The sequence below is a fragment of the Ramlibacter sp. GCM10027632 genome, assembly GCF_042675325.1.
Classification (GTDB): Bacteria; Pseudomonadota; Gammaproteobacteria; order Burkholderiales; family Burkholderiaceae_C; genus Ramlibacter.
The window spans coordinates 497351-511380 of record NZ_JBHTGW010000001.1; the positions used below are offsets into that span (position 1 = coordinate 497351).

The 14030-nt window shown below is 70.4% G+C and carries 12 protein-coding genes; 6 read left to right on the top strand and 6 right to left on the bottom strand.

Annotation, left to right across the window (positions count from 1 at the left end):
* Positions 1-6: 6 nt before the first annotated feature.
* The 3 genes from pnp to ACFQZY_RS02245 all read right to left on the bottom strand — a co-directional run bounded on the left by pnp (position 7) and on the right by ACFQZY_RS02245 (position 3916).
* Positions 7-2205 (bottom strand): polyribonucleotide nucleotidyltransferase, encoded by a 2199-nt coding sequence (gene pnp / locus ACFQZY_RS02235; RefSeq protein ID WP_377412035.1) that lies wholly within the window; start codon positions 2203-2205, stop codon positions 7-9.
* Between the two features lie 182 nt (positions 2206-2387).
* Positions 2388-2648 (bottom strand): 30S ribosomal protein S15, encoded by a 261-nt coding sequence (rpsO, locus tag ACFQZY_RS02240; RefSeq protein ID WP_377412038.1) that lies wholly within the window; start codon positions 2646-2648, stop codon positions 2388-2390.
* Positions 2649-2755: 107 nt separating this feature from the next.
* Complete coding sequence (locus ACFQZY_RS02245; RefSeq protein WP_377412040.1) at positions 2756-3916, bottom strand: pyridoxal phosphate-dependent aminotransferase; 1161 nt, start codon at positions 3914-3916, stop codon at positions 2756-2758.
* Positions 3917-4064: 148 nt separating this feature from the next.
* Here ACFQZY_RS02245 and ACFQZY_RS02250 point away from each other — a divergent pair, with 148 nt between their 5' ends.
* Positions 4065-4448 carry an Hsp20 family protein gene (locus ACFQZY_RS02250; RefSeq protein WP_377412042.1) on the top strand — a complete coding sequence of 128 codons (384 nt, stop codon included), beginning with the start codon at positions 4065-4067 and terminating at the stop codon, positions 4446-4448.
* 7 nt (positions 4449-4455) lie between these two features.
* Here ACFQZY_RS02250 and tsaD read toward each other — a convergent pair whose 3' ends face one another.
* Entirely contained in the window at positions 4456-5496 is a 1041-nt protein-coding gene (gene tsaD / locus ACFQZY_RS02255) for a tRNA (adenosine(37)-N6)-threonylcarbamoyltransferase complex transferase subunit TsaD (protein ID WP_377412044.1), read from the bottom strand.
* Between the two features lie 89 nt (positions 5497-5585).
* On the opposite strand from tsaD, the gene ACFQZY_RS02260 reads away from it, so the two are divergent.
* From ACFQZY_RS02260 to ACFQZY_RS02275, 4 genes are all read left to right on the top strand, one after another.
* Positions 5586-6212, top strand: a complete 627-nt coding sequence (locus ACFQZY_RS02260) for an ANTAR domain-containing response regulator (RefSeq protein ID WP_377412046.1) — start codon at positions 5586-5588, stop codon at positions 6210-6212.
* Positions 6213-6485: 273 nt separating this feature from the next.
* Entirely contained in the window at positions 6486-7730 is a 1245-nt protein-coding gene (locus tag ACFQZY_RS02265; protein WP_377412048.1) for a CmpA/NrtA family ABC transporter substrate-binding protein, read from the top strand.
* A gap of 12 nt (positions 7731-7742) precedes the next feature.
* Entirely contained in the window at positions 7743-8657 is a 915-nt protein-coding gene (ntrB, locus tag ACFQZY_RS02270; protein WP_377412051.1) for a nitrate ABC transporter permease, read from the top strand.
* A complete protein-coding gene (locus ACFQZY_RS02275) occupies positions 8654-9469 on the top strand; it encodes an ABC transporter ATP-binding protein (RefSeq protein WP_377412054.1) in 816 nt (271 codons plus the stop codon). Before ntrB ends, ACFQZY_RS02275 begins: the two co-directional genes overlap by 4 nt.
* Before the next feature lie 42 nt (positions 9470-9511).
* Here ACFQZY_RS02275 and ACFQZY_RS02280 read toward each other — a convergent pair whose 3' ends face one another.
* Positions 9512-10795, bottom strand: a complete 1284-nt coding sequence (locus ACFQZY_RS02280; protein WP_377412058.1) for an ANTAR domain-containing protein — start codon at positions 10793-10795, stop codon at positions 9512-9514.
* Between the two features lie 211 nt (positions 10796-11006).
* Here ACFQZY_RS02280 and ACFQZY_RS02285 point away from each other — a divergent pair, with 211 nt between their 5' ends.
* Complete coding sequence (locus ACFQZY_RS02285) at positions 11007-12236, top strand: nitrate/nitrite transporter (RefSeq protein WP_377412060.1); 1230 nt, start codon at positions 11007-11009, stop codon at positions 12234-12236.
* Positions 12237-12254: 18 nt separating this feature from the next.
* Here ACFQZY_RS02285 and ACFQZY_RS02290 read toward each other — a convergent pair whose 3' ends face one another.
* On the bottom strand, positions 12255-13973 hold the full coding sequence (locus tag ACFQZY_RS02290) for a bifunctional protein-serine/threonine kinase/phosphatase (RefSeq protein ID WP_377412063.1): 1719 nt from the start codon (positions 13971-13973) through the stop codon (positions 12255-12257).
* Between the last annotated feature and the right edge of the window lie 57 nt (positions 13974-14030).

Genomic DNA, 14030 nt, shown 5'->3' on the forward strand with positions numbered 1-14030 from the left:
CGGTGATTACTCGCCCTGGGCGTCGGCGGCCGGGGCCTGGTCGCGGGACTCGCGCGGCTCGCGACGCTCACGCGGCGCACGCTCCTCACGCGGCTCGCGCTCGTCGCGGGCCGGGCGGTCCAGCAGGGCCTTCATGGACAGCTTGACGCGGCCCTTCTCGTCGGTCTCGAGCACCTTCACGCGCACGACCTGGCCTTCCGACAGGTAGTCGGTGACCTTCTCCACGCGCTCGTGGGCGATCTGCGAGATGTGCAGCAGGCCGTCCTTGCCGGGCAGCAGGTTGACCAGGGCGCCGAAGTCCAGGATCTTGGTGACCGGGCCTTCGTAGACCTTGCCGATCTCCACTTCGGCGGTGATCTGCTCGATGCGCTTCTTGGCCTCGTCGGCCTTGGCGGAATCGGTGGCGGCGATGGTGATGGTGCCGTCTTCCTCGATGTTGATCTGGCAGCCGGTCTCCTCGGTCAGCGCGCGGATCACGGCGCCGCCCTTGCCGATCACGTCGCGGATCTTCTCGGGGTTGATCTTCATCGTGTACAGCTTCGGCGCGAAGCTGGAGACCTCGGTCTTGGCCTCGCCCATGGCGTCCTGCATCTTGCCCAGGATGTGCATGCGCGCTTCCTTGGCCTGGGCCAGGGCGACCTGCATGATTTCCTTGGTGATGCCCTGGATCTTGATGTCCATCTGCAGGGCGGTGATGCCGTTGGTGGTGCCGGCCACCTTGAAGTCCATGTCGCCCAGGTGGTCCTCGTCGCCCAGGATGTCGGTCAGCACGGCGAAGCGGTTGCCTTCCTTGATCAGGCCCATGGCGATGCCGGCCACGTGGGCCTTCATCGGCACGCCGGCGTCCATCATCGCCAGGCAGCCGCCGCAGACGGAGGCCATGGAGGAGGAGCCGTTGGACTCGGTGATCTCGGAGACCACGCGGATCGTGTACGGGAATTCTTCCTTGGTGGGCAGGCACGCCACCAGGGCGCGCTTGGCCAGGCGGCCGTGGCCGATCTCGCGGCGCTTGGTGGAGCCCATGCGGCCGACTTCGCCGGTGGCGAAGGGGGGCATGTTGTAGTGGAACAGGAAGCGGTCCTCGAACTCGCCGGCCAGCGCGTCGATGCGCTGGGCGTCACGCTCGGTGCCCAGGGTGGAGACGACCAGGGCCTGGGTCTCGCCGCGGGTGAACAGGGCCGAGCCGTGGGTGCGGGGCAGCACGCTGTTGCGGATCTCGATGGGGCGCACGGTGCGGGTGTCGCGGCCGTCGATGCGGGGCTCGCCGGCCAGGATCTGGCTGCGCACGATGTTCGACTCGATGGCGAACAGCAGGTCGTCGACCTTGCCGGCCTCGTACTCGACGCCCTCGGCCTTCAGCGCGGCATGCACCGAGGCGGAGGCCTCGCGCAGGGCCTGGGTGCGGGCCTGCTTGGAGCGGATCTGGTAGGCGGCGCGCAGCTTGTCCTCGGCCAGGGCGGTGACCTTGGCGATGAAGGGCTCGTCCTTGGCGGGCGGCTGCCAGTCCCAGGCCGGCTTGCCGGCGTCGCGCACCAGCTCGTGGATGGCGTTGATGGCGATCTTGCCCTGCTCGTGGCCGAACACCACGGCGCCCAGCATGATCTCCTCGGACAGCTGCAGGGCCTCGGACTCGACCATCAGCACGGCGGCCTCGGTGCCGGCGACGACCAGGTCCATCTGGCTGTCCTTGCGCTGGGTCTGGCCCGGGTTCAGGACGTACTCGCCGTTGATGTAGCCCACGCGGGCGGCGCCGATCGGGCCGGCGAAGGGCACGCCGGAGATGGCCAGCGCGGCGCTGGTGCCGATCATGGCGGCGATGTCGGCGTCGACCTCGGGGTTCAGCGACAGGGTGTGGATCACCACGTGGACTTCGTTCAGGAAGCCCTCGGGGAACAGCGGGCGGATCGGGCGGTCGATCAGGCGGGAGGTCAGCGTCTCCAGCTCGGAGGGCTTGGCTTCGCGCTTGAAGAACGAGCCGGGGATCTTGCCGGCGGCGTAGGTCTTCTCGATGTAGTCGACGGTCAGCGGGAAGAAGTCCTGGCCGGGCTTGGCGGACTTGGAGGCGACCACGGTGGCCAGGACCACGGTGTCGTCGATGTTGACGATCACGGCGCCGGACGCCTGGCGGGCGATCTCGCCGGTCTCCAGGGTGACCGTGTGCTGGCCCCACTGGAAGGTCTTGGTGACTTTGTTGAAGATGCTCATGTTCTTGCTCTCTCTGGTGGGCGGAGCTTCAGGCGAACACGATGCCATTCCATCAATCGCCCGCATCCTGCGTGGGGGCGGCTGGTGGAATGACACAGCGCGTATTCGTCTGGAGGGCTCCCGGAAGTGAAAAACGCCTGAGCTAGCGGGACTAACTCAGGCGCTTTTCGTGGGTTCGGTGCTTACTTGCGCAGGCCCAGCTTGGCGATCAGCGCGGTGTAGCGGTCGGCGTCCTTGGCCTTCAGGTAGGCCAGCAGGCTCTTGCGACGGTTCACCAGGCGCAGCAGGCCGCGGCGGCCGTGGTGGTCCTTGGCGTGGGTCTTGAAGTGGGGGGTCAGCTCGTTGATGCGGGCGGTCAGGAGGGCGACCTGCACTTCGGGGCTGCCGGTGTCGGCGGCGCCGCGCGCGTTGGCGGCAACGATTTCAGCCTTGTTGATGGCCATCAGTGATTCCTTGGGAAGAATTGACTTGCGTTGGATGCTGGAATGCGGCTCCAACGTGCGAAAGCACCACCCCGTGAGGGGTAGAACTGCGGGATTATAGCCTGGGATCAGGCCTGGGCGGCCAGCCAGCCCTGGAGGCGCTCCACGCCCTGCCCCAGCCGCGCCAGGTCCTTCGAGGCGAAGCACCAGCGCAGCCAGCCGTCCGCCTCGGGCGCGAAGGCGCTGCCGGGAGCCAGGCCGAGGCCGGCCTCGGCCACCAGCCGCTTGGCCGTGGCCAGCGAGTCGGGGTGGCCCTGGAGCTGGAAGAAGGCGTACATGCCGCCCGGGGCCGGGGCCACCCGCACCTGCGGCAGGGCCTGCAGCAGCGGCACCAGGGTGTCGCGACAGGCCTTCAGGTGGGCCACGACGCGCGGGGTGACCTCGTCGGCGCGGGTCACGGCGGCAATCGCGCCGCGCTGGGTGAAGGTGCTGGCGCAGGAGGTGTTGAACTCGATCAGCTTGCCCATGGGCTCCACCAGCGCCGGCGGCATCACCAGCCAGCCCAGGCGCCAGCCGGTCATGAGGAAGCTCTTGGAGAAGCTGTGGGCCACGACCAGGCGGTCGTCCGGGGCGGCGATGTCGAGGAAGCTGGGGGCGCAGCCCGTGTCGCTGGGCGCGTAGTAGAGCCGCTCGTAGACCTCGTCGGCCAGGATCCAGGTGCCGGTGCGGCGGCAGTGGTCCAGGATGGCCTGCTGCTCCTCGCGCCGGAGTGTCCAGCCGGTCGGGTTGTTGGGGGCGTTGAGCACCAGCAGGCGGGTGGCCGGGGTGACCGCATCGAGCAGGGCCTGCAGGTCCAGCACCCAGGCGCCGCCGACGGGCTTCAGGGACACGGTGCGCAGCGCCGCGCCCATGATCAGGGGCTGGGCCGTGAGGTTGGGCCAGACCGGGGTGACGGCCACCACCTCGTCGCCCGCATCCACCAGGGCCTGCACGGCCAGCATCAGCCCGCTCACGCCGCCGGAGGTGACGGCGATGCGGCCGGCGTCCACCGGGCCGTGAAGGCGCGTCGTGTAGGCCGCCAGGGCCGCGCGCAGCTCGGGCAGGCCGAGGTTGTGGGCATAGAAGGTTTCGCCGGCCCGCAGCGAGGCGATGGCCGCCTCGCGGATGAAGTCCGGCGTGGCCTCGTCGCTCTCGCCGAACCAGAAGGCCAGCACGTCGCTGCGGCCGAGGCCGGCGTTGGCGACCTCGCGGATCTTCGAGGCCTCGAGGTTCTGGATGGCGTGGCGCATGGGCGGGCTTTCGCGTCAAGAACAGCCAGCCCTTGAAAAGTCGCCGGCCGCTCGCAGATCGGGTGCAGGGCGGCATTCGGCTGGCGGATGCCGCGCAGTGTAAGGGGGGCCTGGGGCCCGCCCGGAACCGTCTTCCAGGAGAGTCGCCATGTTTTTCGCACCCGTCGTCCGCACCCGCGCCGTGATCCCCACCCGCCGCACCTTCAACCGCGGCTTCGAGCGCTTCATCGACGAGGCCTTCTTCCAGCCCACGCCCGCCCGCGGCGCCACCGTGTCGGAGGACGACAAGGCCTGGACCGTGACCCTGGACATGCCCGGCATCGCGCGCGAGGACCTGTCCATCAGCGTCGAGGGCCCGGTGGTGCGCATCGAGACGCGCGCCGAGGCGCCGCGCCAGTACAAGGCCGCCTATGAGCTGCCGCAGGACATCGATGTCGATGCCACCGCCGCCAGGCTGGAGAACGGCGTGCTCACGCTGACCCTGGCCAAGCAGGTCCCGGTGAGCAAGGCGCGCACGATCCCGCTGCAGTGAGCGGGCGTCAGGCCGCCGGCACGATCTCGTGCAGCGGCCAGCGCGGCTTCACGTCGAAGGCATACGCCTCGCTGGCCTGCTGCGCGCCGGACTGCAGCCGCATCGCGCCGGCCAGGGCGATCATGGCGCCGTTGTCGGTGCACAGGTGCAGCTCCGGGTAGTGCACCCGCACGCGGCGGCGCGCACAGGCCGCGTCGAGCTGCTCACGCAGCAGGCGGTTGGCGCCCACGCCACCGGCCACCACCAGGCGCTTGAGGCCGGTGGCATCGAGCGCGGCGATCGACTTCTTCACCAGCACCTCCACGATCGCCGCCTGCGTCGCGGCGGCCAGGTCGGCCCGGCGGGCCTCGAGCTCGTCGCCCAGCTTCCTGGCCTGCGTGAGCACCGCGGTCTTCAGGCCGGCGAAGGAAAAATCGAGGTCGCCGCTGTGAAGCAGCGGCCGCGGCAGCTTGAAGGCCTGCGGGTCGCCCGACTGCGCCAGCCGCGACAGCGCCGGCCCGCCCGGATACCCCAGCCCCAGCAGCTTGGCCGACTTGTCGAAGGCCTCGCCCGCCGCGTCGTCGATGGTCTCGCCGAGCAGCTCGTAGCGCCCCACTCCATCGACCCGCATCAGCTGCGTGTGGCCGCCGGACACCAGCAGCGCCACGAACGGGAACTCCGGCGCATCCGCGCTCAGGAACGGGGACAGCAGGTGCCCCTCGAGATGGTGGACCCCCAGCACCGGCTTGCCCAGCGCCGCGCCCAGGGCGCAGGCCACGCCCGCCCCCACCAGCAGCGCGCCGGCCAGGCCGGGGCCGCGGGTGTAGGCCACCACGTCCACCTCGGGCAGGCCGCGGCCCGCCTCGTCCAGCACCTGGCTGGCCAGGGGCAGCACCCGGCGGATGTGGTCGCGGCTGGCCAGCTCGGGCACCACGCCGCCATAGGCCTGGTGCATCTCGATCTGGCTGTGGAGGGCGTGCGCCAGCAGGCGCGGCACGCCGGCGCCGGCGGCCTCCACCAGGGCCACGCCGGTTTCATCACAGGAAGACTCGATACCCAGGACAAGCATGTCCCGAGTGTAGGCGCGCCGGTGGGGCGCCCTCCCCTTTGGCACTTTGGCGCGAAAATTGCACCGCTTTTTCCGTACACGTCCGACCCATGACCGAACCCTTGCGCATCCTGGTCGTCGCCCCCGACCTGGTGGTGGACGACCCGAACGACGAACACGCCCTGGAGCAGGCCGCGCGTTCGCGCAGCCTGCGCATCGGCCTGCTGGAAAACGGCTTCAACCTCATCGCCAGCCTGCCGGCCGACCCCTTCCTGGCCGAGCGCATCGCGCAGCTGCAGCCGGACCTGATCATCGTGGACGCCGAGAGCGCCGCCCGCGACTCGCTGGAGCATGTGGTGATGGCCACCCGCGACGAGCGCCGGCCGATCGTCCTGTTCACGAACGACGACGACACCACGCACGTGAAGGACGCGGTCGCCGCCGGCGTCTCCGCCTACATCGTGGCCGGCCTCGCCCCCGACCGCATCCGCCCCATCCTCGACGTGGCCATGGCCCGCTTCCAGCACGAGCAGGGCCTGCGCCAGGCGCTGGCCGCCGCCCGCTCCGAGCTGGCCGACCGCAAGGTGATCGATCGCGCCAAGGGCCTGCTGATGCAGCGCCAGGGCCTGAGCGAACCCGAGGCCTACGAGAAGCTGCGCCGCACGGCCATGGACAAGGGCCTGAAGATCGCCGACGTGGCCCAGCGCATCCTCGACGTGGCCGACCTGCTCGGTTGATGCGCCGTGATGGTGCGCCGCACAAGCGCAGTGCGGCGACCCGCACCAAAACGTTGGTTCACACCCCACCCTCCCCGCCCGGAAAACCTGGCACGCGCTTTGCACAAGTGAATCCGAATAACCAATGATGGTTTTCGGGCCACCCCGCTTCAACGGCGAAGCATCCCGGTGGCCTTGACCGGACGAAGGCGTCCCCACCCACGGCAGTTGTCCGTGCGCGTGAGGACGCCTTTTCTTTTTTGTTCGATTCCTTGTTGATGGAGTAGCCCCGTGATGACCGACCTGCTGAAAACCCGCCTCTCCCGCCGCAGCCTGCTGCAAGCCGCCGCCGTTGGCGCCGCCGGCGTGTCACCGGCGCTGCGCACCGCGGTCCACGCGCAGGGCTCCGACAAGCCCGAGAAGGAGGAAGTGAAGATCGGCTTCATCCCCCTGACCGACTGCGCCAGCGTGGTGATGGCCTCCGTGCTGGGCTTCGACAAGAAGTACGGCGTGAAGATCATCCCCACCAAGGAAGCCTCCTGGGCCGGCGTTCGCGACAAGCTGGTCAACGGCGAACTCGACATGGCCCACGTGCTCTGGGGCCTGATCTATGGCGTGCACATGGGCACCTCCGGCCCGAAGAAGGACATGGCCGTCCTGATGAACCTGAACCACAACGGCCAGGCCATCACCCTGTCGAAGAAGCTCGCCGACAAGGGCGCGGTCGACGCCGCCTCGCTGGCCAAGCTCATGGCCACCGAGAAGCGTGACTACACCTTCGCCCAGACCTTCCCCACCGGCACGCACGCGATGTGGCTGTACTACTGGCTCGCCAGCGTGGGCGTGAACCCGCTGAAGGAGGCCAAGGTCATCACCGTGCCGCCGCCGCAGATGGTGGCCAACATGCGCGTGGGCAACATGGACGGCTACTGCGTGGGCGAGCCCTGGGGCCACCGCGCGATCGCCGACGGCATCGGCATCACCGCCGCCACCACCCAGGACATCTGGAAGGACCACCCCGAGAAGGCCCTGGGCACCACCGGCGACTTCGCGAAGAAGTACCCCAACACCTGCCGCGCCGTCATCGCCGCCATCCTGGAGGCGAGCAAATGGATCGACGCCAGCCTGTCCAACAAGAACAAGATGGCCGAGACCGTGGCCGACAAGGCCTACGTCAACACCAGCGTGGACGTGATCAACCAGCGCATCCTGGGCCGCTACCAGAACGGCCTGGGCAAGACCTGGGACGACCCCAACCACATGAAGTTCTTCAACGACGGCTACGTGAACTTCCCCTACCTCTCCGACGGCATGTGGTTCCTCACGCAGCACAAGCGCTGGGGCCTGGTCAAGGACCACCCGGACTACCTCGCGATCGCCAGGCAGATCAACCAGGTGGACCTGTACAAGCAGGCCGCCACCGCAGCCAAGGTCGCCGTGCCCAAGGACGTGATGCGCTCGAGCAAGCTGCTCGATGGCGCGGTCTGGGACGGCAAGGACCCGAAGAAGTACGCCGAGTCGTTCAAGGTCCACGCCTAAGGAGTCACGGACATGGTCAGCGCAGTCTTCCACGGCCCGGTCGACGAACCGGCGCCTTCCGCTCCCGCAGCGCGCACGGCCCCCACGGTGGCCGCAGCCCCCGCTCCCGCACCGGCCGCTCCCCGGCCGGCCCGCACCTCCATCGACTGGCGCGGCCTGTGGCTGCGCGTGCTGCCCCCGTGCTTCGGCCTGGGCTTCCTGGTGGGGATCTGGGCCCTGGTCTCCATGGGCTCGGGCGGCAGCATCCCCTCGCCGGCGGAGACCTTCCACCAGGCGGTGGAGGTTTTCAGCGACCCGTTCTACCGCAAGGGGCCCAACGACCAGGGCGTGGGCTGGAACGTGCTCGCCTCGCTGCAGCGCGTGGCGGTGGGCTTCGGCCTGGCCGCGGTGGTGGGCATTCCGGCCGGCTTCCTGATCGGGCGCTTCACCTTCCTCTCGCGGATGTTCAACCCGCTGATCAGCCTGCTGCGCCCGGTCTCCCCCCTGGCCTGGCTGCCGATCGGCCTGCTGGTGTTCAAGGGCGCCAACCCCGCCGCGATCTGGACCATCTTCATCTGCTCGATCTGGCCCATGATCATCAACACCGCGGTCGGCGTGCAGCGCGTGCCGGCCGACTACATGAACGTGGCCCGCGTGCTCAATCTGTCCGAGTGGAAGATCGTCACGAAGATCCTGTTCCCCGCGGTGCTGCCCTACATGCTCACCGGCGTGCGCCTGGCCGTCGGCACCGCGTGGCTGGTGATCGTGGCCGCCGAGATGCTCACCGGCGGCGTCGGCATCGGCTTCTGGGTGTGGGACGAGTGGAACAACCTCAACGTCAAGAACATCATCATCGCCATCTTCGTGATCGGCATCGTCGGCCTGCTGCTGGAGCTGGCCCTGGTCAAGCTGGCCACCGCATTCACCTACGAGGAGACCCGGGCATGAACGAGAGCCTCACCACCAAGTACATCCAGGTCCAGGGCGTCGGCCAGACCTTCCGCACCGCCAAGGGCCCCTTCGTGGCGCTGCAGGGGGTGGACCTCACCGTGGCCAAGGGCGAGTTCGTCGCGCTGATCGGGCACTCGGGCTGCGGCAAGAGCACGCTCCTGAACCTGGTCGCCGGCCTCACCCGCCCCACGCAGGGCGCCCTGATCTGCGCCAACCGCGAGATCGCCGGGCCCGGCCCGGACCGGGCGATGGTGTTCCAGAACCACTCGCTGCTGCCCTGGCTCACCTGCTTCGAGAACGTCTACCTCGCGGTGGAACGCGTCTTCGGTTCCACCGAGACCCGCGCCCAGCTCAAGGCGCGCACCGACGCGGCGCTGGAGCTGGTCGGCCTGTCGCACGCCAGCGCCAAGCGCCCCGGCGAGATCTCGGGCGGCATGAAGCAGCGCGTGGGCATCGCCCGCGCCCTGTCGATGGAGCCCAACGTGCTGCTGATGGACGAGCCCTTCGGCGCGCTCGACGCCCTCACCCGCGCCAAGCTGCAGGACGAGCTCCTGCAGATCGTGGCCAAGACCCGCAGCACCGTGGTCATGGTGACGCACGACGTGGACGAGGCCGTGCTGCTCTCGGACAAGATCGTCATGATGACCAACGGCCCGGCCGCCACCATCGGCGAGGTGCTGCACGTGGACCTGCCGCGCCCCCGCGACCGCGTGGCGCTGGCCGAGGACGCTCGCTACCTGGGCTACCGCAAGGCGGTGATCGACTTCCTCTACACCCGCCAGGCGCACGTGGAGAAGCAGGCCGCCTGAGGCGAGCCTGCCTGGGCCTGGCTGGGGGCGGCTGCGGCCCCCTCAGCCGGCCGACCCGAGCAGCATCTCGACGCTGGTCTGGTAGGCCTCGGTGAGCCGGTCGAAGACCGCGAGCAGGTCCTCGCTGGCCGCGGCCAGCTGCATGCGGCCGCCGGGCTGCGCCGCCAGCGGCACGGTGCCGCGCAGCGCCGCCCAGGCCTGCCGGCCCTCGGCCTGCATCTGGCGGATGGCGGGGGTGGACAGCGGCGCCGACTCCAGCTGCCGCAGGCCCTCCTCGAACGCGGCCTCGCTGGCCGCCAGCTCGCGCCGCACCGCCTCGGCGTCGGCCGGCGCCGCCGCCGGCAGCACCAGGGCCAGCTTGGCCACCCGCTGCGACAGCATGCGCTGGCGGCCCGCCACGTTGACCACGCCCACCGGCTGCGCCACGCCGGAGGACTCCAGCGCCAGCACCAGGGCGTCGGCATTGGCCAGCACCGCCTCGGCCAGGGCATCCAGCCGCGGCAGCTCGGTGGCGCGCGGCGCGGCCTCCAGGCCCTGGCGCAGGTCGGCCCAGGCGGCGCGGCCCGCGGCCACCAGGTCGCCGAAGGTGGCCGGAGACAGCTCGGCCTCCAGCGCCTTCAGGTTCTCGTCCACCCGCGCCACGCTCTCTCGCATCAGCAGGGCCGCGGCCTGGCCGTCGGTGCGGCTGCAGGCCAGGGCATAGAGCTTCACCAGGCGCTGGGACAGCATGCGCTGCTGCCCCGCGCGGTTGATCGCCTCGGCCACGCGCGCGGCGTCGATCACCTGGCGCGAGACCTCGCCCACCTTCTGGTTGCCGTGCATCGAAGCGGTGCGCAGGAGGCGGAAGGCCTCGTCCTCGGTCAGCGAGCGCGCCCGCATCAGGATGCCCTTGGCCTTGTCCACCAGCTTGCGTTCCTCGAGGCGGCCCTCGAGGTCGTCCAGCCGCTGGCGCCACTGCCGCTCGCGCTTCTCCCGCTCGCGGGCCTGGGCCACCAGCGGGCGCAGGCGGTGGCCGCCGTAGCCCTGGACGATCCAGCCGTGCACCCCCGCCTCCAGCGCGCGCTGCATCAGGGCGACGTCGTTGTCGCGGGTGAACACCAGCAGGGGGAAGGACTGCTCCCGCTGCAGCACCGCCACCGCCTGCAGCAGCGCCTCGGGCACCTGCGGCGCCCAGCACACCACCACGTCGGGCTGGGTGCGCAGGGCATCGCGCACCAAGTGGGTGCAGTCCCCCTGCCCGCAAACGGTGAAACCGGCCGCCGTGAAGTCGGCACGCAGGTCGGGCGCGCCCGGGTCGGAGGTCTGGAGCAGGAGGACGGAGGTCAAGGCAGGCACTCGAAGGGGACGCGCAAAGGGGCGAAGGATAGGCCAATCCCCTGGCACGGAAGCTGCTCAAAAGGAATTAACGGGTGTGACGCCGCACCCTGGCCGTGCATCGTACCGCCGGCCCTGCGCACGACGTGGTGTGCTGTCCTGTACTTCCCCGTGGGAAGGGCCGTGCCCCGGCCGCCCCATGGAAACGACACCAACACGTGAGATGAGCGCTCCTACCCCCTTCCTGAAGTCCGGCCATGTGCCCACGCTGTTCGCGGCCTTCCTGTACTTCGCCTTTTCCTGCGGCATCTGGGTGCTCAATGGCGGCATGGCCCCCTTCATCTCGGAGGCCTACCAGCTTTCGCCCGCCCAGATGGGCCTGATGCTCTCCGTCCCCATCATCGCCGGCGCCCTCATGCGCTTCCCGCTCGGCCTGCTGGCCCAGTACATCGGCCGCAAGTCCGCCACGCTGGTGGAGATGGGCCTGATCGCGGTGGCCATGCTGTTCGGCCTGCTCTACGTGGACAGCTTCAACGACCTGCTCGCCATGGGCGTGCTCCTGGGCATCGCCGGCGCCAGCTTCGGCGTCGCCCTCTCCCTCGGCGCGGGCTCCTTCCCGCCGCAGCACAAGGGCCTGGCCATGGGCCTGGTGGGCGCGGGCAACGTCGGCACCGCGGTCTCGGTGCTGCTGGCCCCGCCCCTGGCCCTGTGGCTCGGGTGGAAGGCGGTCTACGGCGTCGCCGCGGTGGCCATCCTGATCCCCGCCGTCGTCATGGTCCTCTGGGCCAAGGAGCCCGACGACGTCGACGCCCACGCCAGCCTGCGCGAGCACGTGGCCTGCCTGTTCGAGAAGGATGGCTGGGTCTTCAGCCTGATCTACTGCGTCACCTTCGGCGGCTTCATCGGGCTGACCAGCTTCCTGCCCTCGTACTACTTCAGCCAGTTCGGCGTGAGCAAGGTGCAGGCGGGCCAGCTCACGATGCTGGCGGCCTTCATGGGCGCCACCCTGCGCGTGGTCGGTGGCTGGATCTCCGACCGCTGGGGCGGCGTGAACACCCTCAGCCTGGTGCTCCTGGTGGTGGCCGGCACCCTCACCCTGATCGGCTTCACCGGCCACTCGCTGGTGCTCACCACCCTGCTGATGATGCTGTGCTTCGCCGCCCTTGGCGCAGGCAACGGCGCGCTGTTCCAGCTGGTGCCCCTGCGCTGGCCCACCACCACCGCGGTGGCCGGCTCCATGATCGGCGAGCTCGGCGCCCTGGGCGGCGGCATCGTGCCCAATGCGCTGGGCCTGTCCAAGCAGTACCTGGGCAGCTACAGCGCCGGCTTCTTCCTGTTCGCGGGCCTGTCGCTGGCGGTGCTGGCCGTCATGCGGGTGATGCAGATCCGCTGGACCCGCACCTGGGCGGAGAAAGGCGGCCGCGCCCGCCTGCGCCCCGCCGCCGCGCGCTGAGGCCGGAGCCCCGCGATGTCATCGAGGCAGGAACAGCAGCCAGAACAGCAGCAGCAGGTTGAGCGCTGCGGAGGCCGCGAGGGCGGCCTTCCAGATGCCGGCCGGGTCGCGCGCGAAGTACGGCGTGGCGGCGGGCCGCTCCAGCGGGCGCGAGGCGCCGCGCTCCAGGGCCAGCACCAGTTCCTCGGCGGTCTCGAAGCGCTGGCGCGGGTCGCGCGCCACGGCGCGCAGCACCACGTGGTCCAGCCAGATCGGCACGTCGGGCCGCAGCCGGCTCGGGGCCTTGGGGTCGCGCCGGAAGCGGGCCAGCTGGTAGGGCTCGACCTCGCCGTACGGCAGGTGGCCGGTGAGCCACTGGTACAGCGTGACGCCCAGGGCGTAGAGGTCGCTGCGGGCGTCGGCCACCGCCTCGCCCTCGGGCGCTTCCCACTGTTCGGGGTTCATGTAGCTGGGCGTGCCGGCGTGCAGGGTGCGGTCCAGGGCCGACTCCTGCCCGGAGACGGCCACGCCCAGGTCCAGGATGCGCCAGCGGCCGTCGTCGCCCAGGTGCAGGTTGCCGGGCTTGATGTCGCGGTGGATCACGCCCTGGCGGTGCAGCCGGCCCAGGGCCTTGGCGACGGCGATGCCGCCCGCCACCACCTGCCCCACGGCGAAGGCCTGGCGCTGCGCCAGGAGCTGCTCCAGGGTGGCGCCGGCATGCCAGTCGAACACGGCGTAGAAGGCGCTGGGCGCGCGCGGCTCGCGCACGCCGATGAAGCCGGTGTCCGCACCGCCCTGCTCCGCGAGCCGCAGGCCCAGCCAGGCCTCGTGGGCCAGCATGGCGCGCTCCTGCGGGTCGCTGGCGCGGGCCTCGTGCAGCGTCTTGATCGCCACCAGCGCGCCGCTGGCGCCGTCGCGGGCCTGGTAGAGGCGGTGCACGCCGGTGTCGGCCACGCGCGCGGTCACGGTGAAGCCGTCCAGGACATCGCCCACCTTGAGGGGGCCGGGCACCGGCAGCTGGCGCGCGCCGAGCAGCACGTCCTCCAGGCGGATCGCGGCGAGCTCGCGCACATGGATCACGAGGGCGCTGGCGTTGTCCCAGCTGCCGGCCTTGAGGGCGGCATCGACCATCGCCTGGCTCGCCGCCTGCGCGCTGGCGGCGGCCTGGGCCGCGGCGCTGGCCAGCTGCTTGCTTGCGAGCACGCCATGGACGCCATCGCTCGTCAGCACGAAGACATCGCCGGCCTGCAGCTCGCCCTGCAGGTAGTCGACATGCACCCGCTCGTCGAGGCCGATGGCGCGGGTGAGCCGGCTCTTCATGTCCGGGTGGTCGAAGACATGGTCCTGCGTGAGCTGCGTCCACTCGCCGCCGCGCAGCAGCCAGGCCCGGGTGTCGCCCACGTGGGCCAGGGTGTAGCTGTGGCCCCGCAGCACCAGCGCGGTGAGCGTGGTCATGGCGCCGCGCGCATTGCGCCGGTTGCTGGCGGCCAGCCAGGCGTTCTGTGCGCCGATGAGGCGGTCGAGCGCCACGCTGGTCTCCCAGGTCGGCGGCGTGCCGAAGTAGTCCTGCACCACGCACATCACCGTGCTCTGGGCCGCCTCGCGGCCGCGGCCGCCGGTGGACACGCCGTCGGCGATGGCGGCCACCAGGCCTCGCTGCGCCTCGTGGGGCGGCGCCTCCTGCGCCGCGGCGAAATCCTCGTTGTCGTCCCTCGGGCCGCGCACGCTGTGCCAGCCGATATCCACATCCAGTGCCATGCGCCCATCGTAGCGAAGGCGCGGGCCCACTCCCTGCTTCACTGAAAGGAATCGATC

Excerpts from the sequence above, each read along its gene's own strand:
- ACFQZY_RS02275 (WP_377412054.1), top strand. The coding sequence starts at position 8,654 with ATGAACGAGAGCCTCACCACCAAGTACATCCAGGTCCAGGGCGTCGGC.
- ACFQZY_RS02285 (WP_377412060.1), top strand. The coding sequence starts at position 11,007 with ATGAGCGCTCCTACCCCCTTCCTGAAGTCCGGCCATGTGCCCACGCTG.
- ntrB (WP_377412051.1), top strand. The coding sequence starts at position 7,743 with ATGGTCAGCGCAGTCTTCCACGGCCCGGTCGACGAACCGGCGCCTTCC.
- ACFQZY_RS02245 (WP_377412040.1), bottom strand. The coding sequence starts at position 3,916 with ATGCGCCACGCCATCCAGAACCTCGAGGCCTCGAAGATCCGCGAGGTC.
- tsaD (WP_377412044.1), bottom strand. The coding sequence starts at position 5,496 with ATGCTTGTCCTGGGTATCGAGTCTTCCTGTGATGAAACCGGCGTGGCC.
- pnp (WP_377412035.1), bottom strand. The coding sequence starts at position 2,205 with ATGAGCATCTTCAACAAAGTCACCAAGACCTTCCAGTGGGGCCAGCAC.
- ACFQZY_RS02250 (WP_377412042.1), top strand. The coding sequence starts at position 4,065 with ATGTTTTTCGCACCCGTCGTCCGCACCCGCGCCGTGATCCCCACCCGC.
- ACFQZY_RS02260 (WP_377412046.1), top strand. The coding sequence starts at position 5,586 with ATGACCGAACCCTTGCGCATCCTGGTCGTCGCCCCCGACCTGGTGGTG.
- rpsO (WP_377412038.1), bottom strand. The coding sequence starts at position 2,648 with ATGGCCATCAACAAGGCTGAAATCGTTGCCGCCAACGCGCGCGGCGCC.
- ACFQZY_RS02265 (WP_377412048.1), top strand. The coding sequence starts at position 6,486 with ATGACCGACCTGCTGAAAACCCGCCTCTCCCGCCGCAGCCTGCTGCAA.
- ACFQZY_RS02290 (WP_377412063.1), bottom strand. The coding sequence starts at position 13,973 with ATGGCACTGGATGTGGATATCGGCTGGCACAGCGTGCGCGGCCCGAGG.